Source organism: Mesorhizobium muleiense (assembly GCF_900099905.1).
Taxonomy (GTDB): Bacteria; Pseudomonadota; Alphaproteobacteria; order Rhizobiales; family Rhizobiaceae; genus Mesorhizobium; species Mesorhizobium muleiense.
In genome coordinates, this window is the sequence record NZ_FNEE01000002.1 from 61,634 (window position 1) to 84,361 (window position 22,728).

At 61.3% G+C, this 22,728-nt stretch carries 20 protein-coding genes and 1 pseudogene; 12 read left to right on the forward strand and 9 right to left on the reverse strand.

What is annotated here, in order from left to right; all coding sequences use genetic code 11:
* Positions 1 to 5: 5 nt before the first annotated feature.
* The 5 genes from BLT09_RS04200 to BLT09_RS04220 all read right to left on the reverse strand — a co-directional run bounded on the left by BLT09_RS04200 (position 6) and on the right by BLT09_RS04220 (position 6,994).
* Positions 6 to 1,004, reverse strand: a complete 999-nt coding sequence (locus BLT09_RS04200; protein ID WP_091590979.1) for a carbon-nitrogen hydrolase family protein — start codon at positions 1,002 to 1,004, stop codon at positions 6 to 8.
* 245 nt (positions 1,005 to 1,249) lie between these two features.
* Positions 1,250 to 1,990, reverse strand: a complete 741-nt coding sequence (locus BLT09_RS04205) for a carbon-nitrogen hydrolase family protein (RefSeq protein ID WP_091590981.1) — start codon at positions 1,988 to 1,990, stop codon at positions 1,250 to 1,252.
* 75 nt (positions 1,991 to 2,065) lie between these two features.
* Entirely contained in the window at positions 2,066 to 3,970 is a 1,905-nt protein-coding gene (locus tag BLT09_RS04210; protein WP_167366333.1) for an ABC transporter ATP-binding protein/permease, read from the reverse strand.
* A gap of 505 nt (positions 3,971 to 4,475) precedes the next feature.
* Positions 4,476 to 5,156, reverse strand: coding sequence for a DsbA family oxidoreductase (locus BLT09_RS04215; protein WP_091591742.1), 681 nt, complete (start codon positions 5,154 to 5,156; stop codon positions 4,476 to 4,478).
* Between the two features lie 23 nt (positions 5,157 to 5,179).
* Positions 5,180 to 6,994: an extracellular solute-binding protein gene (locus tag BLT09_RS04220; protein ID WP_091590982.1), complete on the reverse strand. Its 1,815-nt coding sequence runs from the start codon at positions 6,992 to 6,994 to the stop codon at positions 5,180 to 5,182.
* Between the two features lie 232 nt (positions 6,995 to 7,226).
* Here BLT09_RS04220 and BLT09_RS04225 point away from each other — a divergent pair, with 232 nt between their 5' ends.
* A complete protein-coding gene (locus BLT09_RS04225; protein WP_091590984.1) occupies positions 7,227 to 7,856 on the forward strand; it encodes an invasion associated locus B family protein in 630 nt (209 codons plus the stop codon).
* A 153-nt stretch (positions 7,857 to 8,009) separates the two neighbouring features.
* Here the strand turns inward: BLT09_RS04225 and hspQ are convergent, their stop codons facing one another.
* Positions 8,010 to 8,333 (reverse strand): heat shock protein HspQ, encoded by a 324-nt coding sequence (gene hspQ, locus BLT09_RS04230; RefSeq protein WP_023801843.1) that lies wholly within the window; start codon positions 8,331 to 8,333, stop codon positions 8,010 to 8,012.
* A 200-nt stretch (positions 8,334 to 8,533) separates the two neighbouring features.
* Positions 8,534 to 9,745: a UbiH/UbiF family hydroxylase gene (locus BLT09_RS04235; RefSeq protein WP_091591743.1), complete on the reverse strand. Its 1,212-nt coding sequence runs from the start codon at positions 9,743 to 9,745 to the stop codon at positions 8,534 to 8,536.
* 63 nt (positions 9,746 to 9,808) lie between these two features.
* Here BLT09_RS04235 and BLT09_RS04240 point away from each other — a divergent pair, with 63 nt between their 5' ends.
* The 8 genes from BLT09_RS04240 (at position 9,809) to BLT09_RS04275 (ending at position 18,175) form a co-directional block, all read left to right on the forward strand.
* Entirely contained in the window at positions 9,809 to 10,747 is a 939-nt protein-coding gene (locus tag BLT09_RS04240) for a DUF2182 domain-containing protein (protein ID WP_091590986.1), read from the forward strand.
* A 12-nt stretch (positions 10,748 to 10,759) separates the two neighbouring features.
* A complete protein-coding gene (locus BLT09_RS04245) occupies positions 10,760 to 11,374 on the forward strand; it encodes a DUF1326 domain-containing protein (RefSeq protein ID WP_023801840.1) in 615 nt (204 codons plus the stop codon).
* The gene (pcsA, locus tag BLT09_RS04250; RefSeq protein ID WP_023801839.1) at positions 11,371 to 12,207 is read left to right on the forward strand and encodes a phosphatidylcholine synthase; all 837 of its coding nucleotides are present in this window, start codon (positions 11,371 to 11,373) and stop codon (positions 12,205 to 12,207) included. Before BLT09_RS04245 ends, pcsA begins: the two co-directional genes overlap by 4 nt.
* A 34-nt stretch (positions 12,208 to 12,241) precedes the next feature.
* Positions 12,242 to 13,219, forward strand: a complete 978-nt coding sequence (locus BLT09_RS04255) for a quinone oxidoreductase family protein (RefSeq protein ID WP_091590988.1) — start codon at positions 12,242 to 12,244, stop codon at positions 13,217 to 13,219.
* A 229-nt stretch (positions 13,220 to 13,448) separates the two neighbouring features.
* A complete protein-coding gene (locus BLT09_RS04260; protein WP_167366334.1) occupies positions 13,449 to 15,026 on the forward strand; it encodes an ABC transporter ATP-binding protein in 1,578 nt (525 codons plus the stop codon).
* Positions 15,023 to 16,135 carry an ABC transporter permease gene (locus BLT09_RS04265; RefSeq protein WP_091590990.1) on the forward strand — a complete coding sequence of 371 codons (1,113 nt, stop codon included), beginning with the start codon at positions 15,023 to 15,025 and terminating at the stop codon, positions 16,133 to 16,135. The genes BLT09_RS04260 and BLT09_RS04265 overlap by 4 nt, the downstream gene beginning before the upstream one ends.
* Positions 16,135 to 17,055 carry an ABC transporter permease gene (locus tag BLT09_RS04270; RefSeq protein WP_027151731.1) on the forward strand — a complete coding sequence of 307 codons (921 nt, stop codon included), beginning with the start codon at positions 16,135 to 16,137 and terminating at the stop codon, positions 17,053 to 17,055. The genes BLT09_RS04265 and BLT09_RS04270 overlap by 1 nt, the downstream gene beginning before the upstream one ends.
* A 52-nt stretch (positions 17,056 to 17,107) precedes the next feature.
* A complete protein-coding gene (locus tag BLT09_RS04275) occupies positions 17,108 to 18,175 on the forward strand; it encodes a BMP family ABC transporter substrate-binding protein (protein ID WP_023801834.1) in 1,068 nt (355 codons plus the stop codon).
* Between the two features lie 167 nt (positions 18,176 to 18,342).
* On the opposite strand, the gene rimO is transcribed toward BLT09_RS04275, so the two are convergent.
* The gene (rimO, locus tag BLT09_RS04280) at positions 18,343 to 19,656 is read right to left on the reverse strand and encodes a 30S ribosomal protein S12 methylthiotransferase RimO (protein ID WP_091590991.1); all 1,314 of its coding nucleotides are present in this window, start codon (positions 19,654 to 19,656) and stop codon (positions 18,343 to 18,345) included.
* Positions 19,657 to 19,834: 178 nt separating this feature from the next.
* Positions 19,835 to 20,521: a TerC family protein gene (locus tag BLT09_RS04285; protein WP_023801832.1), complete on the reverse strand. Its 687-nt coding sequence runs from the start codon at positions 20,519 to 20,521 to the stop codon at positions 19,835 to 19,837.
* Positions 20,522 to 20,838: 317 nt separating this feature from the next.
* Between BLT09_RS04285 and BLT09_RS04290 the strand changes: the two genes are divergently transcribed.
* The 3 genes and pseudogenes from BLT09_RS04290 (at position 20,839) to BLT09_RS04300 (ending at position 22,489) form a co-directional block, all read left to right on the forward strand.
* Complete coding sequence (locus BLT09_RS04290; RefSeq protein ID WP_091590993.1) at positions 20,839 to 21,636, forward strand: helix-turn-helix domain-containing protein; 798 nt, start codon at positions 20,839 to 20,841, stop codon at positions 21,634 to 21,636.
* A gap of 68 nt (positions 21,637 to 21,704) precedes the next feature.
* Positions 21,705 to 22,103, forward strand: a complete 399-nt coding sequence (locus BLT09_RS04295; protein WP_091590995.1) for a polyketide cyclase — start codon at positions 21,705 to 21,707, stop codon at positions 22,101 to 22,103.
* A gap of 29 nt (positions 22,104 to 22,132) precedes the next feature.
* A pseudogene (locus BLT09_RS04300) lies at positions 22,133 to 22,489 on the forward strand (VOC family protein).
* The last annotated feature ends 239 nt before the right edge of the window (positions 22,490 to 22,728 follow it).

Consider the following 22,728-nt stretch of genomic DNA (forward strand, 5'->3'; position numbering starts at 1 on the left):
GCTCCTCAGAACACGTTGCGCCCGTCGCTCCTCGGATCACTGTTTACCTGATGATGTGAATAGAGGTCGGAGCGAGCCGTTCGCCTCCACGGCCGCGCAGGATGTTCCGGATCAGTTTTGATGTCCGCGACGGTAATAGCGGGTGTACCGTCTGCCGAGCACCGCACGGCCCATTGACCATCGGGGGCAGCTATTCCCGAAGGGGCCGTCAGGCTTTGCGGCGCGTGGGCAGAAAAGCTGACCCAATACCTATTGCTTGCCGCATGTCCTAGCGCCTCTACGGCGAAGGCTGGACCGGCGGTAGAGGACTCGCCGGTAGTCGAGAATAGGACGCAATCGACATCAAGCTGCTCGTATTCGATGAATATTTCCGGAAAGTGCGACTCCATGCCGAGCGCGCAGCCGAAGCGAACACCGTCAACCTCGAACGTCACTGGGATTTTCCCCGGCGAGTACATGAACGAGATTTTCGTGTTCGACAGCATACGCTCGTCATAGCGTGTCACCAGCTCCCCACGATCAGAGAAGACATACAGGCTGTTATGTGGTCGGTGCGGCTGGGTGAGTTGATGCACCGAACCGAAAATCGTCCATAGCTCAAGCTCTCGCGCAAGCTTCCTAGTGGCGTCCAGTTCCTCTCGCAGAGCAGCCCATTCGAACCTGTCCCAGTCGGAAGGGCCGATCTCTTTGGGTCCGCTAACGGACATAATACGCTTGTTGGGTGAGCAGGTTGCGCCCTCGGGAAAATGCAGAAGTCGCGCCCCGGCTTTATGTGCCTCACGCATCAAGCGCCGCATTTCTAGCCCGCTAGCCCGAAGCCGGGAGATGTCGCGAGGATCATTGTAGAAGGTAGTTTGCGCTACGGCCAACCGCACTGATTTAGGCTCAGGCTCAGGGTGGTCCGGTGATGTCTGGCGAATGTGCTTGAGAGCAGCTGTGTAAGATTCGCCCGTTTTGGCTGCGCGAGCACGTACGCGACGTTTAAGATTTCCATTTTGCGTCATTGTCAGGCCTTTCACGTCCCGGACGCAAGTTCCCCAGCAACCACGCCCGAAACGGTCGGACCAAGACAGCGACCCGAGACTGAAGTCCCTTTGCCTCCGTTTAAGACCATGCTGGGGAGGGTCTTGGGAGGTTAGGCGTAGGTCACGCCAAACCAAGAATGGCGATAAGACCTCGATTCGTCAACTTGTCGCAAATGTCCGAATTTCGGGCGAAAAAAGGACTGTGCTCGCCAATACCTCGCGTCTTACCGATCGCCAGGAAGATCGAAGACCTGCAATCCAGGTTCGCCCAAGGGCAGTTGCGCGGCGACCTGGCCCGTGGGATCAAGGACCGCCGTAGGACCAAAGGAAACTCGCCCCTGGCGCTCACCAGTCACGTCGGCCGAGACAAGCCAAAGGCCCGTCTCCCGGCATCTGTCACCCCGCACGGCATTGTGCAAATCCTTGTACGCCTCCGCTTTCTTTCGGCTGAGCATATTATTGGTGGGGCACACAATCAGGGATGCGCCAAGGTCCGCGATCTTCTGCGCGGCCTCCGGGAAATTCGTGTCGTAGCAAATGTTAATTCCGAAACGCAGACCATCGACCTCGAAGACATGGCTATCGTTTCCAGCGTCGAAAACTTGTTCGCCACGGAGCAGATGCTTTTTTCGATACCGACCAATGAGCGTACCCCGATCTACCACGTTCGCGGTGTTGAACAGTCGCCCATCCTCAACCTCGATTATGCCCATGACGATCATTGGTCCCGTTTTCGGCAACCGCTTCATAATGGCCTCGAACTCAGGTGATGTAAGGTCGAGGGCATTGCGCCGTGCCGATTGCTCGCCGGTTAGATACCCCTGAAGAAAGCCCTCCGGCAAACACAACAACACCGCGCCTTCGGCTTTCGCGCGAGCCGCGACGATCGCCAGACAGTCCAGTGCTGCATCAATGTCCTCCAAAAATTCAGGGGTCTGGGCAGCAGCGATCCTGACGGTCTTCATAGTAGCTTCCGTGCGACGCAAAACCGCTGCACACCCTTCGGTCAGGCCCGAGGGCATGCTTTTGCGCGACATGCATTATTTCTGTCTGATGCGGCGAGGGAAGCGCAGCCATCTTTCCTCGACCGGCCTTGGTTCCGCGACTGGCCTGGGGTGCGCGAGGATGGTGGTGAGCTCGACCGGCAGGCTCGGCGCCAGCGGCTTCTTGATGGCGACGCCATCCGCGATGGCAACGATGCTGTGGTAGAATTCGTCGCCCGAAAGCGACCTTGGCGGCACGGCCTCGTGCATGATCGAGATCACCGTGACGTCTGGACAATTGTCCTTGATCGCCTGATGGAAAGCGATCTTCCCTTCCGGATCGAGCGCCCCGGTCGCCTCGTCAAGGAACAGCAGCCCCGGCTGCTGCAGCACGATACGAGCGACAACCAGCTTCTGTTTCTGGCCGCCCGAAAGCACCTGGTCCCAGCTCATTCCGTCACGGCTTTCATCGGCCATGTGTTCGATGAAATCGCCAAGGCCGGCTTTGTGCAGAGCCGATGCAACCTGCGTGTCGGTGTGATCGCGCTCTGAACCGGGCAGGCAGACCAGTTGCTTCAGCGAGACCTGCTGCAGCTTGACCTCCTGGGCGGCATAGAAACTTTCGACCCCTTCCGGGAAGACGATGGAGCCGCGGCCATAGGGCCACAGGCCGTTGATCGCCTTGATCAGCGATGTCTTGCCGCAGCCGGATTCGCCCTTCAGGAACGTCCACTCGCCACGCCGGAAGCGCAAATTCGCAGCACTCAGGAAGGGGGTGGCGTCCTCGCCCTGGTGGGTCAGCTCGAGTTTCTGGATGGTCAAGCCGAAAACCGGGTTCTGACGGTCGTAGCGGAAATCGGAACAGCCGGTGAGACTATAGAATTCCTGCGGGTGTTGGACGTTTTCGATCGCGTTGGCGAGTTCGGTCACGCGTTGGCTGTTGGCGCGCAGCGCCGCAATGGAAGGCATGACATGGATGAACCACGAACATTGATTGATGAGTGAGTTGACCATCTCGGAGCCGGTTATGTAGCCCTTGAGGTCGAAACGGTTGTGGATATAGGGCACCAGGCCCGGCGCATAGGCGACAATGCGGGCGCCGATGAAAGTGTAGACCAGCTCGAAAGAACGATAGCTGGTGTTGACGATGTTCAGCCTTGCCCAGGTGCGGTCGATGTCGACATAAAGCCGTTCGTGCATCGTCTTTTGCACATTCTCGCCCTGGGAGGCGGCGACATGGAAACTGCGGCGCAGGAACGTGGTCAGCTCGCCGCGATAACTGCCTTCGGATTGCTGCATCCGGATGTTGATCCGTTCCAGCAACCTGCCGAGCTTCACCGCGATCCAGGTGTTCAGCGGCACGTAAATGGCGACCGCAAGGAAAGCCAGGACCGCGCTGCCATAGCTGCCGAGGAACTCCAGCCCTTTCACCTCTGCCGAGGTTTCAAGCAGTTTCCGGCCGACGAAATAAAGCGATGTGGCGACAGCCATCACCCCGATGGCGAGGCCGATGGCTCCGCCGGTCATGTCCTTGATCGATTCCTGGACGCGCTGGTCGATGTTGTCGGGGGCAGCAGCCCCGGAGGAACCGTGCTGAGCATGGAAATGCGTGTGATTGGTGTCGAGAAGCGCTGCGTTGAAACGGCTGTCCAGCCAAGCGCGCCATTTGCGATGCAGCGTCGCGGAAACAAAAGTGCGGATGCCGGTAAAGCCCGCGTCCTTGAGCACGACCAGAAGGATGAGCACGCCGGCGTTGGTGAGCAGCGATGCGAGCGGCGTGGTGTTCGCGGCGTCGTGGTAGAAGGCAATCGAGTTGACCAGTTCTCCGGATGCTTCGGCGAACCAGACGCCAGCCTTGCTGGAAAGCGCGGTAAACAGGGCGATGACCAGCGTCAGCGTCCAAGCCTCCACCCAGCGGTCCGAGAACCAGTAGGCCCGCATCAGTCCCCAGAAGCTGCGCATCGAGGAAACTGGTGTCAGGAGCGGCGGCCTTGCGGCACCGCGGAGCCATTTTTCCGATATTGAATGTCGCCCTGGTCTACCGACCCGAATCACAATCCCGCCCAAACCTCTTTTAGTTTTGTTACAGACAGTAACACCAATTGATCATTTTCAATTATCTTTTCTCGGGCTTGTGGAGGATTGAACCCCTGGCCGTTGCCATTAAGCAACAGCGGCAACGCGATGCGATGCCGCTCTCGACTCAAACTATCACTATAATTTCAATGAGTTGCTGGTTCACGTAGGCAAGCGTCAGCATCTTCCCCAAGGGAAAGTTTTTGCACAGTTTTGTGAGGCAAGATCGTGATCGATCGGCCGATTTTTATGCTGCGGAAGACGACTCGACGCAAAGATGCACCGTCATCCTTGTTGCCATATCGACCGGGAAAGTGACCGGAGGGCGTTGGCCCCGAGGGCGTTGGCTGCTGTGGCAATGTCGCCAAAGGCGCCTATGGAAGGACGTCCATCAGTTCGCTTTCTCCAACTCGCCCCGCGCCTTCGCCGCCGCAACCTGGCGAATGGCGTCGGTGAGCGTGTCAACGTCTTGCGCGCCCATCACCGCATACTTGCCCTCAAGCAGAAAGCACGGCACGCCCGTGATACCCATGCGCGAAGCAGTGGCGATTTCGGTGCGCACCGCCTCGACATCGGCGTCCGTCGGCAAAAGCGTCTCGACGACGGACGCATCCATGCCGGCCTCGCGGGCGGCGTTGATCAGCACGACATGATCGCCGAGATTGGCGCCTTCCTCGAAATTCAACTGGAACAGACGTCGCACCAGCCGGTTCTGCATGACCTCGCCGGCGGCACCAGCCCAGCGGATGACGCGGTGCGCGTCCAGCGTGTTGGGCGCAACCTTGATGGCGGCGAAGGCGAAGTTGATGCCCTCGGCCTCCCCCAATGGCTCGATGCGGGCGTGGATCTCGCGAATGCGTTCGTCGCTGCCGAACTTGGCCATCATGTATTCGCGGCGATCCTTGCCTTCGGGCGGGATGGTTGGGTCGAGCTGGAACGGCCGCCAGCGAATATGCACCTCGACCTCGTTTGCCGCGGCGATCGCCTTGTCGAGCCGCTTCTGGCCGATGAAGCACCAGGGGCAGACGACGTCGGAGACCACATCGACGGTAATCGACTTCTCGTCGCTCATCTTGATCTCCTGTTCCGAAGTGGTCACTTCGGCTTGCGCCACCATGTCGGCAGTCGATAACCGGATATGGGGGTCTTTCGCGGATGTTCCAGATAGCTCCAGTAGGCGAGCCATTCCTGCGTGTTGTGCTGCATGGGAACCATGTAGTGGCCGGAGATCAACAACCTGTCGAGGACCCGGACGGCGGCAACATAATCTTCGCGGCTGCGGGCGTCGACCATCGCCTCAAGTGCTGCATCTATCGCCGGATCGGCGACGCCGGCAAGGTTGAACGACCCTTCGGCATTGGCGGCAGCTGATCCCCAGCGCCCGAACTGCTCGATGCCCGGCGACAGCGAGTTCTCGAAACCGCTGGCGCCGATCAGCACCTCGAAATTGAAACGTTGCTTGCGTGACTGGATCTGGTCGCCGTCAAGGCTGCGGATGGTGACGTCGATGCCGATCTTCGCAAGCGTGCGCTGGTAGATGGCGGCAAGGCGCTCTTCGTTCTGGGAGGCGGTCAGGATCTCGAAGCCGAAGGGTTTCCCCTCGGGATCGAGCATCACTCCATCGTGCAGGGCATAGCCCGCGCCCTTGAATATGTCGAACGCAGCTTTCAGCACCCTGCGGTCCTGGCCCGAGCCGTCGGTGACAGGTGGCCGCCAGGTGCCGTCCATGACATCGGCCGGCACACGACCCGGGTAGGGTGCCAGGAGCGCCTTTTCCCTGTCGTCGGCCGGATGGCCGAGTGCCGACAGCTCGGAATTCTGCCAATAGCTCATGGTGCGCATGTACTTGCCGCCAAACAAGTTCTTGTTGGCCCATTCGAAGTCGTAGAACATGCCGAGTGCGCGTCGAACCACCGGATTGGAGAACTTCTGCAGCCGCGTGTTGAACAGGAACCCCGTCACCACTGGCGGGATGCCGGTGTCGAACTTTTCGGCGATCACGTCGCCCTTGTGGAAGGCCGGGAAGTCGAGATCGCGCTCGCGCTTGACCGGATCGCTGTCGTCAGCGATAGCGCAGATGCCTTTCTTGAAAGCTTCCAGCTTGGCGTTGGCGTTGAGGAAATATTCGATGGTGATCTGGTCGTAATTGTCGAAACCGCGCTTGGCGGGGATGTCCTTGCCCCAATAATTCGGGTTGCGCTTGAACACGATGCGCTGGCCAGGCGCCACGTGCGCCACGGTGTAGGGGCCGCTGCCGATCACCGGTTTCAGCGTGGTCCTGTCGAAGGTCGCCTTGTCGAAAGCGTGCTTCGGCACGATCGGCGTCATCGCGATAACCAACGGAGTCTCGCGATTAGCCTTGTCGTTGAATGTAAAGCGCACGCTGCGGTCGCCGGTCTTTTCCAGTTTGGCGACCATGCTCATGCGGGCGCTGTAGGGTGGCCGGCCTTTCTCGGTAAAGACCTCGTAGGTGAACAGCACGTCTTCCGCAGTCACCGGTTGGCCATCAGACCATTTGGCCCTCGGATCGAGGTGGAATTCGATGCTCTTGCGCTCCGGATCCATGTCGGCAGTGTCGGCAAGCAGGCCGTAAAGACTGAAGGACTCATCGTCATTGCGCTGCATCAACGGCTCGAAGACGAGATTGCCGAAGATCCTGTCGATCATGCCGCGTGCCGTCGTGCGCAGGCTTTTCAGGATGAAAGGGTTGAGATTGTCGAAGCTGCCAACGACGCAATAGGTGATGCTGCCGCCCTTCGGTGCATCGGGATTGACGTAGTTGAAATGCGCATAGTCGGCCGGTAGCGCCGGCTCGCCCTGCATGGCGATCGCGTGTTTTGGCTCCGACAAGGCCGGCTGGGGCGAAAGGGTGATAATCGCGGCGATCAGCCAAACAAGAACGCGGCCCATGACCGTCTCCTTACCGGGTCGGCTTGATGATTCGGAGCGCACCCTAACATGAGCCGACCGCCTCCCGGCTAATCGCGAGCTCAAGAATTGCTGACATCAGGCTGGATTCGGCACCGCTTGCAGTGTAACACGCCGTTCGAAGTCATTCTGTTGCCTCAATTCGGCAACAGTTAGCTGGACCACACGGCGCGAAGAAGCCGGTCCCGGGATCATTTGAGAGGAAGTGCACGATATGACGAGCCTGAACAGCAACGCGTACCGCCTGTCGGTCATGGCCGCTGGAGTGGTCGGCTTTTTGGGCGCACAGCTTCCCGCTGCTCTTGCGCAGCAGCAACAGCAGATTCCGCAGGGCTGGTTCAAAGCCTGCACCAAGCAGGAAGACGTCGACATCTGCAATGTCCAGAACATCACCACCGCCGGCAACGGCCAGCTCGTCACCGGCATCAGCCTGATCGAATTGAAGGGCAAGGTAAACCGCAAGGTGTTCCAGGTGACGGTTCCGAGCGGTCGCCTGATTCCTCCCGGCATTGGCCTCCAGATCGACACCGCGAAGGCGCAGAAGCTCGACTATGTGATCTGCTTCCCCGACCGCTGCGTGGCGGAAGTGCCGCTGACCGATCAGCTCATCAATTCCTTCAAGAAGGGTTCGAACCTGACGCTGACCTCAGTCAATTTCCAGAACCAGCCGAACCCGATCAAGGTCGCTCTGACTGGCTTCAGCGGCGCCTTCGACGGGCCGCCGCTGCAGCAGTCGGACATCGAGGATCGGCAGAAGAAGCTTCAGGATTTCGTTGCCAAGAACAACCAGGACTTCGCCAAGAAGCTCAAGGAAGAGCAGGACAAGGCGAAGACCGCCAACTGATTCCTGAGGCAAACAAGACAATTTCTCAAGGCAACAAAAAGCGGGGTCATGCCCCGCTTTTTTTGTTCCGTCCGGCCATTTCTTGATCCCACGAGGCCCGCAATCGCGTCAGGTCCCCGCGATTTTCGTCAGGTCCCCGCAATTTTTATCAGGTCAATGTCTTGACTGGCGTCTCGGCTCGTAGCGTCCATCCGGCCTCTTGTCGAACATCTCGCCGATCTCCGGATGCCGCACCGGTTCGCCAGACCGGTCCTCGAGCAGGTTCTGCTCAGACACATAGGCGATGTATTCCGTTTCCGAATTCTCGGCGAGCAAGTGGTAGAAGGGCTGGTCCTTGCGCGGCCGCACATCCGCCGGGATCGCCTCGTACCATTCGTCGGTGTTGGCGAATTGCGGGTCGACATCGAAAATGATGCCGCGGAACGGAAACAGCCGGTGGCGGACCACCTGTCCGATCGAAAATTTGGCTGTTTTCATCATGGTACTCACCACTAAGTCCTAGAGTGCCGCGTCCTTGGAATGCGCAAAGACTCCCTAAGACCTTGAATTTACGCGTTACGCTTCAAAAAATCGAGCCCGACTTATGGCTGATACCTGACCTATTTGACGCAGACGCCGCATGATTTCAATGCCGAACGGTTGACGCCCCGCCAAGCTACGGGCCAGCCCGCCCTGTGCTAGCGCCGGATCTGTTTCCTTAAGCCGCCGGCGAGCGCTGCAAAACCACTGCCGGGCCGCAGCCCCTCGCGCATGAAAAAGGCGCGGAGCGGCGCGAATCCGCCGAGCACGCCAAGGCCAGCACTGCGCGCCATCTGTGCCGGCAGCATCTGCGAGAGCAGCGATTTGTTGAGCAGGTTGACCGCATTGCTGCGCGCCAGGATGTCGGGCCGGCGCTTGAAATCATAGGCTGCGAGGGCCTTGACGGCGCCCGGGTCGTCCCTGTTTTTGCAAGTAATTCCAATCAGATCATCGATATCCCTGATACCAAGGTTGAGACCTTGCGCGCCGATCGGCGGAAACACATGGGCGGCTTCGCTGACAAGTGCCACCCGGTTGCGCGCGAAGCACCGCGGCGTCACGCCGGAAAGCTGGTAGACCTGCCGCCCGGGTTCGACGGAAACCCGGCCCAGCATCGATTGCATCCGCTGTTCGATCCGCATCGAAAGCGCCGCGTCGTCCAGTGCGGCGAGTTCCTTCGCCGTTTCCGGCTCTACCACCCAGACAAGGCTCGACCGGTTGCCGGGCAGGGGAACCTGGGTGAACGGGCCGGTCTCGGTGTGGAACTCGGTCGAAGTGAACGCGTGGTCGCTGCGGTGGCCGAAATTGAGAACCAATGCCGCCTGCGGATAGGACCGCGCCGACGTCGAGATGCCGGCAGCCTCGCGGGCCGGCGACAGACGGCCATCGGCAGCGACGGCCAGCGATGCCGTGATCTCGCTGCCGTCAGACAGGATCGCATGCGCATGGTCGCCCTCGAGGCGCCAGGTCTCTATCATCGCTTTTCGCCATTCGATGCCGGAATGGGCGGCAACAACACGGGCAAGTGCGGGGTTGAGCGCACTGTTGGGTAAATTCAATCCGAACTGCTCCTCGCCGATTTCGCTGGCGCGGAAAATGACCACCGGGCTGCGGATCAGCCGGCTGGTTGCATCGACGATGCGCATCACCTTCAGCGGTGCGGCCTGGGACCTCACCGCATCGAGGACGCCCAACCGTTCGAGGATCTTCAGGGCCGGGTTCATCAGGGCCGTCGTGCGGCCGTCCTGGCCATTTGCCTCGGGTCCAACGAGCGTCACGGGAAAGCCGGCGTCTGCGAAACCAAGCGCTGCAATCTGCCCTGCCGGGCCACTGCCGGCCACCAGTATCCGTGCTGTGTCCCGACGGTCCAATTTCGGCTTCCCGGTTGCGATGCGAGGCGGTCGGTCCGACCTGATGAGCATATAGATCAGATCATGCAGCTTGATCAACGCGGCGATTCGGCCCATTCGATTGCCATGACCGCCGAAGACCATGATTTCAGTCATCTCGACCGTTTCGGCCGCGCCGCGGCGAGCGTCTCGCGCAATCCTCGACTGGCGGTGAACATCGTTTTGGGCGCAGCCGTCGTCCTGGCCTGGCTGCTGCTTGGCGCCGTGGCCATACGTGGCGCCGAAAGCCGGGTTCCGGGTATCGATGCACCCGGCGACACGATGCTCAGGTACCTGCCGGGGCTGCCGCTGCCGGATCTTCTCGAGCGCTTCTTCAGTCTTTGTCTTGCACCTGCGCCGCTCGACGGGGGCGTCGGCGCGCAGGCCGGAGCGCTCATCGTCATGTGGTTCCTGATGGCGGTCGCCACCATGCTGCCTTCGGCGGGGCCGATGATCCGCACCTATTGCGAGATTGCCGATACCGCGCGGATCAAGGGCGAAGCGGTTGTCCATCCGCTGATCCTGGTCGCCGGTTACCTCAGCGTCTGGTTGGCTGCGTCGGCAGTGTTTGCGGCGCTGACGCTCATCGTTCACGCCTTCGCCTCATCTGTGCAGATGCTCGATCCGGTGGTCGGAGCGACAGGAGCGGCTGCGCTTCTGGTTGCTGGCCTCTACCAGTTCAGCGGCCTGAAGGAAGCCTGCCTGACAAAATGCAAAAGCCCGTTCTCGATCCTGTTTTCGAACTGGAGCGCGAGGCCCGGCCGCATTTTCCGGCTCGGCATGGAGCAGGGTGTCTGGTGCCTCGGCTGCTGCTGGGCGCTGATGCTGGTGATGTTCGCCGTCGGTGTGATGAACGTGTTCTGGTTGGCGTTGATCGGCCTCTTCACCCTGATCGAAAAACAGACGGCGGGCAGGCTGCCAACCCGGATCGCCGGTGCGATACTGCTTGTCTGGGCAACCGCCCTGCTAGTAGTCTCGGCATAGGGAGAGAATTCTATGGCGGATCAAGGCTGGGCAATGAAAGGAGAGTTGGTGCTCTCCTGCAATTGCACGGTTTTTTGTCCTTGCGTGCTGTCTCTCGGCAGTCATCCGCCGACCGAGGGCTATTGCCAGACCTGGGCGGGGTTCCGCATCGATGCCGGCCATTTCGGCGAGGTCGAGCTGTCCGGCCTCAATCTTGGGCTGGTCATGGAAATCCCCGGCTATATGAGCCGCGGCAACTGGACCGCCGGACTGTTCATCGACAAGCGCGCCTCAGTCTACGCGGTAAAGGCGCTGACCAGGATTTTCACCGGCAAGGCTGGCGGGACCACCTCGCTGCTCTCCATCCTGGTCGGAAAGTTCCTCGGCGTCGAGCAGGCGCCGATCACTTATGAGACGCGCGACAGGACGCGGATCTTCCAGATCCCGAAGATCATCGATGGAGCGGTGACGCCGATTTCCGGCAAGGACCGCGACAAGGATACGGTGATCAGCAATTCGGAGTACTGGATCGCACCGGAAATCATCGTCGCCAGGTCCGACAAGAGCAAGATGCGGGCCTTCGGTCGCAACTGGAATTTTGCCGGCCGCTCGGCCGAAATCTGCAAGCTGGACTGGCGGGGCCCGTGAGCAAAAAAACAACGGCCAGAAAAATCACGGCCGGAAAAATCACGGCCAGGAAAATCGCCGACAAGATTCCGAGGCCGAAGAAGAAAGTCACATGGCCGCAGGCGCGCGCATTTTCGGTTCATCTGCTGACCGCATCGGGCTCGTTCCTGGCGTTCCTGTCGCTGGTTGCGGCGAGCGAGCAGCGCTGGACGGCGATGTTCTGGTGGCTGGGGCTGGCGCTGTTCGTCGACGGCATCGACGGGCCGATCGCCAGGAAGCTCGAGGTCAAGGAAATCCTGCCGACGTGGTCGGGCGAACTCCTCGACAACATCATCGATTACGTCACCTATGTGCTGATACCAGCCTTCGCGCTTTACCAGCGCGGCTTCATGGGTGAGGGCCTGTCGTTCCTGTCGGCGGCGATCATCGTCGTGTCGAGCGCGATCTACTATGCCGACACCGGGATGAAGACCAAGGAAAATTTCTTCAAGGGGTTTCCCGTGGTCTGGAACATGGTGGTGTTCACGCTGTTCGTCATCGAGCCGGGACAATGGGTTTCCTTCGCCGTGGTCGTGGTGGCCGGCATCCTGACCTTTGTGCCGATCAATTTCATCCACCCGGTGCGGGTGGCGCGGCTGCGGCCGATCAACCTTGGCATGACGCTGCTATGGTGCGCTTTCGGAGCGCTGGCGCTGGCGCAGGCAGCTCTTGCCGCCTTCTACGACCAGATCGGCGTCCTGGGCGAGCAGGTGAGTGTCTTCACCAAGATCGGCATCACGGTCACCGGACTTTACCTCGCATGCATCGGCGGTATCATGCAGCTCTTTCCAACGCTCGGCGCCAAGAAAACCTGATCCCATAGAGTCTGGTCCCAAGAGAGCCTCATCAATGTCCAAAGCAATACGCATCCACGCCCATGGCGGTCCGGAGGTCCTGACCTATGAGGACGCCGATCCGGGCCAACCCGGCTCGGGGCAAATCCTGGTCAGGCACACGGCGATCGGCCTCAATTTCATCGACGTCTATCATCGCTCCGGCCTTTACCCGCCGCCAGGCGGTTTCCCGCTGATACCCGGCAGCGAGGCGGCCGGGGTGGTCGTGGAAGTGGGCGCGGATATCGACTGGCTGAAGCCGGGCGATCGCATCGCCTACGCCGTGACGACTGGAGCCTATGCCGAGCAGCGCGTGATCGCGGCCGATCGCGTCGTCAAGGTGCCGGACGGTATCAGCGACGAACAGGCGGCCGCCATGATGCTGAAAGGGATGACGGCGGAATATCTGCTGCGCCGTACCTTCAAGGTGAAGGCGGGCGACACGATCCTGTTTCACGCGGCGGCCGGCGGTGTCGGGCTGATCCTCGGCCAATGGGCCAAGCATCTTGGCGCAACCGTGATCGGCACCGCCAGCTCCGCCGACAAGATCGAGCTCGCCAGGGCGCATGGCTTCGACCACGTCATCAACTACCGCGAGCAGGACTTCGTCGCCGGCGTCCTCGCCATCACCGGCAGCAAGAAGTGCGACGTCGTCTATGATTCGGTCGGCAACGACACCTTTCCGGCCTCGCTCGACTGCCTAAAGCCGCTCGGCATGTTCGCCAGCTTCGGTCAATCGTCGGGACCGGTCCCGCCGTTCAGCATGTCATTGCTGGCGCAGAAAGGTTCGCTGTTTGCAACCCGTCCGACGCTGTTCGTCTACAACGCCAGGCGCGAAGACCTGGAGGCGTCCGCCGCCGCGCTGTTCGAAATCGTGCTCAGCGGCGCGGTCAAGATCAAGATCAATCAGCGTTACGCGCTCCAGGATGCCGGCAGGGCGCATTCCGACCTCGAAGGCCGCAGGACGACCGGGACAACCATTCTTGTCCCCTGAGCCTTGCCATCGCTTTGAGCGACGTGCGTCCACTTGGGCGCACAAAAGCACGCTCTGACATTTTGAATCCACGCATCGTGCTTTCCGAAAATCGATTTCGATTTTCGGGCCGATGCGTTAGGTTTCCGCTGAAATTCTTGAAGCTCTTTCAAGACGGGTGCCGCTTTGCGACGACAGCAGGCCGCGCATACCATGCCTGCGGGAACACAGAACATATCTGGCAAACCAGATGGGAGGCACTGTGAGTGCAAATCAGGACGACGCCAACCTGCTTGAGGTTCGTGGCCTTACCAAGACGTTCGGCACATTGACTGCGTGCGACGATATCGATCTCACCGTCGCAAAAGGCGAAATCCATGCGTTGCTCGGCGAGAACGGCGCCGGCAAGTCGACGCTCGTCAAAATGCTGTTCGGAACGCTGGAGCCCAATTCGGGCGAGATTTTCTGGAACGGCCAGGCGGTCACGATCACCAATCCCGGCTTTGCGAAGAAGCTTGGCATCGGCATGGTGTTCCAGCATTTTTCGCTGTTCGAGGCACTGACTGCGGCCGAGAACATCGCGCTGTCGCTGGACGACGGTTCGCCGATCAGCACGATTGCCGCGAAGGCGAGGGCGCTTTCCTATAGCTACGGCCTGCCGCTCGATCCGCAATCGCTGGTCGGCGACCTCTCGGTCGGTGAGCGCCAGCGTATCGAGATCATCCGCTGTCTGCTGCAGACGCCGCAACTCATCATCCTCGACGAGCCGACCTCGGTGCTGACGCCGCAGGAAGCCGACAAGCTGTTCGAGACGCTCGAACGGCTGCGCTCGGAAGGAAAGTCCATCCTCTACATTTCGCACCGGCTGGAAGAGGTCAAGCGTATCTGCGACCGCGCCACCGTGCTGCGCCACGGCAAGGTGGTTGGCCATTGCAATCCGCGCAAGGAAACCGCGGCATCGCTGGCCCGCATGATGGTCGGCAACGACGTGCAGGCCGTGGTGCGCGCGCCGGCCCAGGGTATCGAGACCGCGCAGCCGCTGCTTGAAATCTGCGCGCTCAGCCGCAAGCCGGCAACGCCGTTCTCGATCCCGCTCAGAAACATCAACCTGACCGTACGCGCCGGCGAAGTGATCGGAATTGCAGGCGTCGCCGGCAACGGCCAGGGCGAGTTCTTCGAATCCGTTTCCGGCGAGGTGCCGCAGCAGGATGCCGCCTCGGTACGCATCCGCGGCAAGGACGCCGGCGGCCTCAGCATCACCGGCAGGCGGCTGATGGGCGCTGCCTTCGTGCCGGAAGAGCGGCTCGGCCACGGTGCAGCACCGCGCATGAAGCTTTCGGAAAACCTGCTGCTGTCGCGCCATGCCACGGACGGCAAGGTGTTTGTCGGCGCCGGCGGAATGGTCAAAAGCGATGCGATCTATGCCGCTGCCCAACGCATCATCAAGGCGATGGATGTGCGCAAGAGCGCTGCGGACCCGGAGGCGGCAGCGCTTTCAGGCGGCAATCTGCAGAAATTCATCGTCGGCCGCGAACTCGACCGCAGGCCAAGCGTCATGGTCGTCAATCAGCCGACCTGGGGCGTCGACGCCGGTGCGGCCGCCCATATCAGGCAGACGCTGATCGAATTGGCGCGCAGCGGCTCGGCAGTGTTGGTCATCAGCCAGGATCTCGACGAATTGTTCGAGATATCCGACGCGATCGCGGTGATGCACAATGGCGAATTGTCGAAGCCGTTGCCGATCGCCGAGGCCACGTTCGAAAAGATCGGACTGCTAATGGGCGGGGCCGAGCCGGGCCACGCCGAACACGCTCTGGAGACGTCATGATGCGCCTCGAACTCGTCAAACGGCCGCAGCGCTCGATGCTGTTCTCGGCGCTGTCGCCCTTCATTGCATTCGTGCTGACGATCATTGCCGGCGCCATCCTGTTCGCGCTGCTTGGCGTCAATCCCTTGAAGGCTTTCCAGATCTACTTCCTCGAGCCTGTCAGTCAGGTCTGGCAGCTGCATGAGCTGGCGATCAAGGCGGCACCGCTCATCCTGATCGGGGTCGGCCTGTCGGTTTGCTACAGAGCCAACATCTGGAACATCGGCGCGGAAGGCCAGTTCATCCTGGGCGGCATTGTCGGCTCGAGCGTTCCGGTGCTGTTTCCACAGTTTGAAGGGCCTCTGGTGCTGCCGCTGATGCTGCTGTTCGGCATGGTCGGCGGTGCCGCCTACGCCGCCATTCCCGCCCTGCTCAAGGCGCGCTTCAACACCAACGAGATCCTGACCAGCCTGATGCTGGTCTATGTCGCGCAGCTGTTCCTCGACTGGCTGGTGCGCGGGCCGTGGCGCGATCCGAAGGGTTTCAATTTCCCGCAGACGATACAGTTCAACGACTCGGCGATATTGCCGGAACTGATGCCGGCCTCCGGCCGTGCCAATTGGGGTTTCGTGTTCGCGCTGGTCGCGGCGGTGCTGGTCTGGATGCTGATGAGCCGCATGCTGAAAGGCTTTGAGGTCCGCGTGCTCGGCGCAAGCCCCAGGGCAGGGCGCTTCGCCGGCTTCGGCATCAAGCGGATGGTGTTCTTCGCCTTCATGCTGTCGGGGGCACTGGCTGGACTTGCCGGCATCTCCGAAGTCTCCGGCGCCATCGGCCAGCTGCAGCCGGTGATTTCGCCCGGCTACGGCTTTGCCGCCATCATCGTGGCGTTCCTCGGCCGGCTCAATCCATTAGGCATTGTCGCGGCGGGCCTGGTGCTGGCGCTGACCTATCTTGGCGGCGAGGCGGTACAAAGCGCGCTCGGCATCTCCGACAAGGTGGCGCGCGTGTTCCAGGGCATGCTCCTGTTCTTCGTGCTCGGCTGCGACACGCTCATTCACTACCGCATTCGTCTGATCGGCCTGGCTGCGCCGACGCTTGAAGCCGCGCCGAAGCTGGAGGAGGCCCGCTGATGGACATCACCGTCAACATTCTTTTGACCATCGCAACCGCGGCGACGCCTTTGCTGATCGCGGCGATCGGCGAGCTAGTGGTCGAACGTTCCGGCGTGCTCAATCTCGGCGTCGAAGGCATGATGATCATGGGGGCGGTCGGCGGTTTCGGCGCCGGCTATCTCACCGGATCGCCATGGATCGGGTTGTTGGCGGCGATCGCCCTGGGTGCGGTGTTTTCGCTGCTGTTCGCCGTCATGACCTTGTCGCTGGCCACGAACCAGGTGGCGACCGGCCTGTCGCTGACACTGCTCGGCCTAGGGCTTTCCGGCATGATGGGCACCAGCTTTGTCGGCCAGCCCGGCGCGAGGCTGCCAAACCTCGACATTCCCGGCCTGACGGCGATGCCCGTCATCGGCAGATTGCTGTTCGGCCAGGACCCGATCTTCTACATCTCGATTGCATTGACCGCCGCCGTCATGTGGTTCCTGTTCAAGACCCGCACCGGGCTGACGCTGCGCTCGATCGGCGACAGCCATACATCGGCCCATGCGCTTGGCATCGAGGTCATCCGCTACCGCTACCTGGCGGTGATCTTCGGCGGCGCCTGTGCGGGCCTTGCCGGGGGCCACCTGTCGCTGGTCTATACGCCGCAATGGGTGGAGAACATGACCGCCGGGCGCGGCTGGATTGCGCTGGCGCTGGTCGTGTTCGCATCATGGCGGCCATGGCGGGTGCTGGCGGGCGCCTATATCTTCGGCGCGGTCTGGATCGGCCAGCTTCATGCACAGGCTTTTGGCATTCCGGTTCCCTCGCAACTGCTTTCTTCGTTGCCCTATCTGGCAACCATCGTGGTTCTCGTTCTAATCTCGCGCAACAAGCGTTTGACGATGATGAACACACCGGCTTCCTTGGGGCAGCCATTCGTTCCGGATCGCTGACGATAAAAAGACAAACGGGAAGCTCCAAGGCTTAACTCAGAGAGGTAACACGATGAAAAAACTGCTTATTGCGCTGATGACCGCGGCGGCGGCATTGTCGCTGGCGGCGACCGCCGAAGCGCAGGAAAAGCTGAAAGCCTGTTGGGTCTATACCGGCCCGATCGGTGATTTCGGCTATTCGTACCAGCATGACCAGGGCCGCCTGGACGTGGAGAAGGCGCTCGGCGACAAGGTCGAGACCGCTTATCTGGAGAACGTCTCCGAGGGTCCCGATGCCGATCGTGCCTTCGAGCGCCTGGCGCGCGAAGGATGCAAGATCATTTTCGGTACGTCCTTCGGCTTCATGGACCCCGAAGTGAAGGTCGCCAAGAAATTCCCCGACGTGATGTTCGAACACGCGACCGGCTACAAGACATCAGAAAATCTCGGCATCTACAACGCACGCTTCTACGAAGGCCGCTACATCCTCGGCCAGATCGCCGCCAAGCAATCGAAGTCGGGCGTCGCCGGCTACATCGTTTCGTTCCCGATTCCCGAAGTGGTGATGGGTATCAATTCCTTCATGCTCGGCGCCCAGTCGATCAAGCCGGATTTCAAGGCGAAGATCGTCTGGATCAATTCATGGTTCGATCCGGGCAAGGAAGCCGATGCCGCCAAGGCTCTGTTCGACCAGGGCGCCGACATCATCGTCCAGCACACCGACTCGACCGCTGCCCTGCAAGTCGCCGAAGAGCGCGGACTGCAGGGCTTCGGCCAGTCTTCGGACATGATCAAGTTCGCCCCCAAGGCGCAGTTGACCTCGATCGTCGACGATTGGGGGCCGTATTATATCGGCCGGGTGAAGGCCGCGCTCGACGGCACCTGGAAGCCCGGCAATGTCTGGCTGGGCATCAAGGACGGCGCCGTTAAAATGGCCCCTTACACCAACATGCCCGACGACGTGAAGGCGATGGCGGAAGCCACCGAGAAGAAGATCGTCGAAGGATGGAACCCGTTCACCGGGCCGATCGCCAAGCAGGACGGCACGCCGTGGCTGAAGGAAGGCGAAGTCGCCGACGACCCGACGCTGCTCGGCATGAACTTCTACGTCAAGGGCGTCGACGACAAGCTGCCGCAGTAAGCGCAAGCTGGGCCAAAATCGTGACAGGAAGGGCGCCGTGCGGCGCCCTTTCGTTTAGCAAGAGCCCGAAATCGGGATCGATTTCCGGAAGGGCCATGCGCAAAATCAGGTGTTATGCGGCGTCCTTTGCCGCCCGAAAGGACGCGGCGCCGTAGTGCGAGATGCGGTCAGACCGCTGAGCCGTAAAGATCGTAAGCGTCGGCACGGTCGATCTTGACGGTGACGACATCGCCGGCGCGCAACGGACGCCGCGACTGGATATGCACCGAGCCGTCGATTTCGGGCGCGTCGTATCTGGTGCGGCCCTTCGCCGAGGTGCCATGCGCCTCGTCGATCAGCACTGGCAGACGCTTGCCGACCTTCCTGGCGAGCTGCGTCGCCGAGATCTTCTGCTGACGCTGCATGAAACGGTGCCAGCGCGCCTCCTTGATTTCCTGCGGAACCTGTTCGAGGCCGAGGTCGTTGGAGCGGGCGCCCCTGACTGGCTCGTATTTGAAGCAGCCGGCGCGGTCGATCCTGGCTTCGTCCAGCCAGTCGAGCAGCATCTCGAAATCGTCGTCCGTCTCGCCGGGGAAGCCGACGATGAAGGTGGAGCGGATCGCCAGATCCGGACAGATTTCGCGCCAGCCGCGAATACGGTCGAGCGTCTTTTCGCCGTGGGCGGGCCGGCGCATGTTCTTCAGCACTCGCGGCGAGGCGTGCTGGAACGGGATGTCCAGATAGGGAAGGATCTTTCCTTCGGCCATCAGCGGGATGACATCGGCGACATGCGGGTAGGGGTAGACATAGTGCATGCGTATCCAGACGCCGAGTTTGCCGAGTTCCTCCGACAGATCGAGGAATTTGGCCCGCACTTCGCGATCGCCAAACATGCTGGTCTGGTATTTGATGTCGATGCCGTAGGCGCTGGTGTCCTGCGAGATGACCAGGATTTCCTTGACGCCGGCATTGGCCAGTTTTTCGGCCTCGCGCAGCACGTCGGCCGCCGGCCGCGAGACGAGATCGCCGCGCAGCGCCGGGATGATGCAGAAGGAGCAGCGGTTGTTGCAGCCCTCCGAAATCTTGAGATAGGCATAGTGGCGCGGCGTGAGCTTGACGCCTTGCGGCGGCAAAAGGTCGACATAGGGATCGTGGCTCGGGGGCGCGGCCTCATGCACCGCAGCCATCACGCTCTCGTAGGCCTGCGGACCGGTGATGGCGAGAACGTTGGGATGTTTTTCGCGGATGACGTCCGGTTCGGCGCCGAGACAGCCGGTGACGATGACCCTGCCGTTCTCCGAAAGGGCGGAGCCGATGGCATCGAGCGATTCATCGCGAGCCGAATCGAGAAAGCCGCAGGTGTTGACGACGACCAGATCGGCGCCGTCATGCTTGCGCGCGATCTCATAGCCCTCGGCGCGCAGGCGCGTGATGATGCGCTCCGAGTCCACGAGGGCTTTCGGGCATCCAAGGCTGACGAAACTGACGCGAGGGGCAGACATTTGCGGTTTCCAATGGACGCGGGCCGGAAACCCTTAGGCCCGGCCCGGAAGTCTCGATGCATGTTGATCTTTTGAACTTTCGCAGAAGCACAATTCGCACGGCGCAATAGCATAGTTCCGCAATCAGGCAAACCGAGGAATGGCTTGGCGCCTCGGGCGGACCGGCATTGCCAAGGTTTCAATGACCGCCCGGCCCGAACCAGGGCGCCAGGAACGCAAACTGTTCGGGCCACTGCTGCACAGCACCATCCAGAAGCATCTTCACGGCGACGTAGAAAATGATCACCAGGCCGATATAGGCGATCCAGCGGTACTTATGCAGGAGGCGAGCGACAAACGAAGCGGCGAAGCCCATCAGCGCAATCGACAGCGCCAAGCCGATGATCAGGACCGTCGGATGGTCCATCGCCGCGCCGGCGACTGCAAGGACGTTGTCGAGAGACATCGAAACGTCGGCAATGACGATCTGCCAGGCTGCCTGAGCGAAGGTCTTGCGCGGCCCTTTGCCGCCAATCGTCCCGCTTTTGTCGTAATCGACATTCGACAACGCTTCCGTCGCGTCATGTTCCTGCTCGTAGCTGACACGCAACTCGCGCCACATCTTCCAGCACACCCAAAGCAGCAGCAGGCCGCCGGCTATGAGGAGAATGGGGCCGATGGTGAGAAGCCACTGGGTGATCAGAGCGAAGAAGATGCGAAGCACGGTGGCCGCCGCAATGCCGACGAGAATCGCCTTCTTGCGCTGATCCGACGGCAGGCCCGCCGCAGCAAGGCCGATGACGATGGCATTGTCGCCGGCAAGCACAAGGTCGATGGCAATGACCTGGAGCAGGGCCGCGAGGCCGGCGGCGGTAAAAATTTCCATCAGCTGGAATTTCCTTGCTTGGTCGCCAATCGTTCGTGCCCGGACGCCCTAACGTGTAAGGTTCCCGTGCGTCAAGGCTCCATGGCGATAAAGACGGCAAACTGCCTATCGCGGGCGACATCGCCAGCAGCCGGTGAAAGCTGTCAATCGAACGACGCCCCGGTCGTCAGGACGCATTGCACCGCAGACGCCCGCTCACAGTGCAGGTCCCAAACGAGGGGTTGAAGCGCAGAGGAGGGTTGAAGCGCACCGCCACCGCAATAGATTTCGGGGACCGAAGAGTACGACGCCTGAAGTGTTCCTCACAGGAGAGGCTTGTGACGTCTGACGACAACACACCCGTCCTTTCCGGGGCACCAATCCTTGCCGGGGCAATCGGGGAGTACCGCGAGTTCGATCCTGCGGCCGCACTCGAAGGGCATTTCCAGTGTGCCTGGTCCAATACATTGCGAGCGGACGCGGCGAGCCTGTCGGCCGTGGTCCCCGACGGCTGCGTCGACATCACCTGGATCGACGGCGATCTGGTCGTGGCAGGCCCCGACGTGGCGGTTGCCCTCTCTGCGATGACACCTGGCTCTACGGTGATCGGCGCCCGCTTCCGACCGGGTGCGGCAAGCCGGTGGCTCGGCCTGCCGATGTCGGAAATCGTCGGCGGCCGGGTGGCGCTCAGCCACTTCTGGGGAGCGCTGGCGCGCGAAATCGCTGAAAAAATTGGCGAGGCGTCCTCGACGATAGAGCGGATGCGGGCGATGCAAGCGGCACTCTGCAGGCTTGCGCCGGATGTCGAGCCGCCGCCTGCGGACATGGGATTTGCCTTCAACGCGCTGAAAACCGAATCCGCCGGTCCGGGCATGGCGGTGATCCTCGACCGGCTCGACGTCAGCCCGCGAACGCTGCGCCGCCGCTGCCAGGAGGCTTTCGGCTATGGCCCGAAGACGCTCGACCGCATCCTCCGCTTCCAGCGGTTCCTGAACCTGGCGCGGCAGTCTGCCGGGCCGCGCCTGGCCGATCTTGCGTTCGAGGCGGGCTATTCCGACCAGGCGCATCTGACGCGCGAGGTGCGGCGCCTGTCGGGCTTCTCGCCGGCGACGGTTCTGTGGCAGCTCGGCGCCTGAGCTGGCCGTTTCGTTCAATACGCCACCGCCAACTCGGCCTAGTCTGCCTTCGTTGAAAGGAGGCAGATATGACCATCTACAGATCCCGCATCGTCACCGTGTCCATCGACCGGGACTGGCGCGAAGTCTATGACTTCGCCTCCATCCCTGAGAATTTCCAGCGCTGGGCGGCAGGCCTCGGCAGGCGCTTCGAAAGATCGGGCGAGGAATGGACTGCGGAGGACCCCGACGGCCGGCCCATCCGCATCCGCTTCTCCCGGCCGAACGAATACAGCGTCCTCGATCACATCGTCTTTGCCGATGGCAAGGAAACCCGCAATGCGGTGCGCGTGGTTGCCAACGGGACCGGCGCGGAGGTCATGTTCGTGCTGTTGAGAGCGCCGGACATGACGGAGGAGATATTCGCTGCCGACGCCGAGGCCGTGCAGCGCGACCTCAACAGCCTGAAGGCAATGCTCGAACGCTGAGCTTCCAAAAACCGCGAAAGGAGAAGATCATGGCCAAATCCAGCAACGACAAGCGCATCGATTATGTCGAGTTTTCCGTCGGCGACATCGCGCGCTCGCGCGACTTCTAGGGAAAGGCCTTCGGCTGGTCCTTCAAGGACTACGGGCCGAGCTATTGCGAGTTCAACGACGGCCGCCTGACCGGCGGCTTCGCTCTCGGCGGCCAAAGCAAGGCGGCAGGCGGGCCGCTGGTGATCCTTTATGCTGACAAGCTCGACGAGACCCAGCGCCATGTCGAGGAAGCCGGCGGAAAGATTGTCAAGCCCGCCTATTCCTTCCCGGGCGGCCGCCGCTTCCACTTCTCCGATCCGGACGGCTACGAGCTGGCCGTGTGGTCTGACAAGTGAAGAAGGTGAGGGGGCGCCGAGCCGAGCCCGGCGCCAATGCCGCTCTTGGCGTCAGCCGCGGAGATTGAACACTGGCCGGGCGGGCCACGATCCGATTGCGCGGCTGGTGGCCTGCGCTGAACCCCTTTGGAGATGCCTGCCACTGCTGTTGTAACAAATCATTTTCGCATCGTATAAGGCTGGCCCGAGGACCATCGCATACCGCACGGCGCATGACGGAACCGACACGAACGACAATA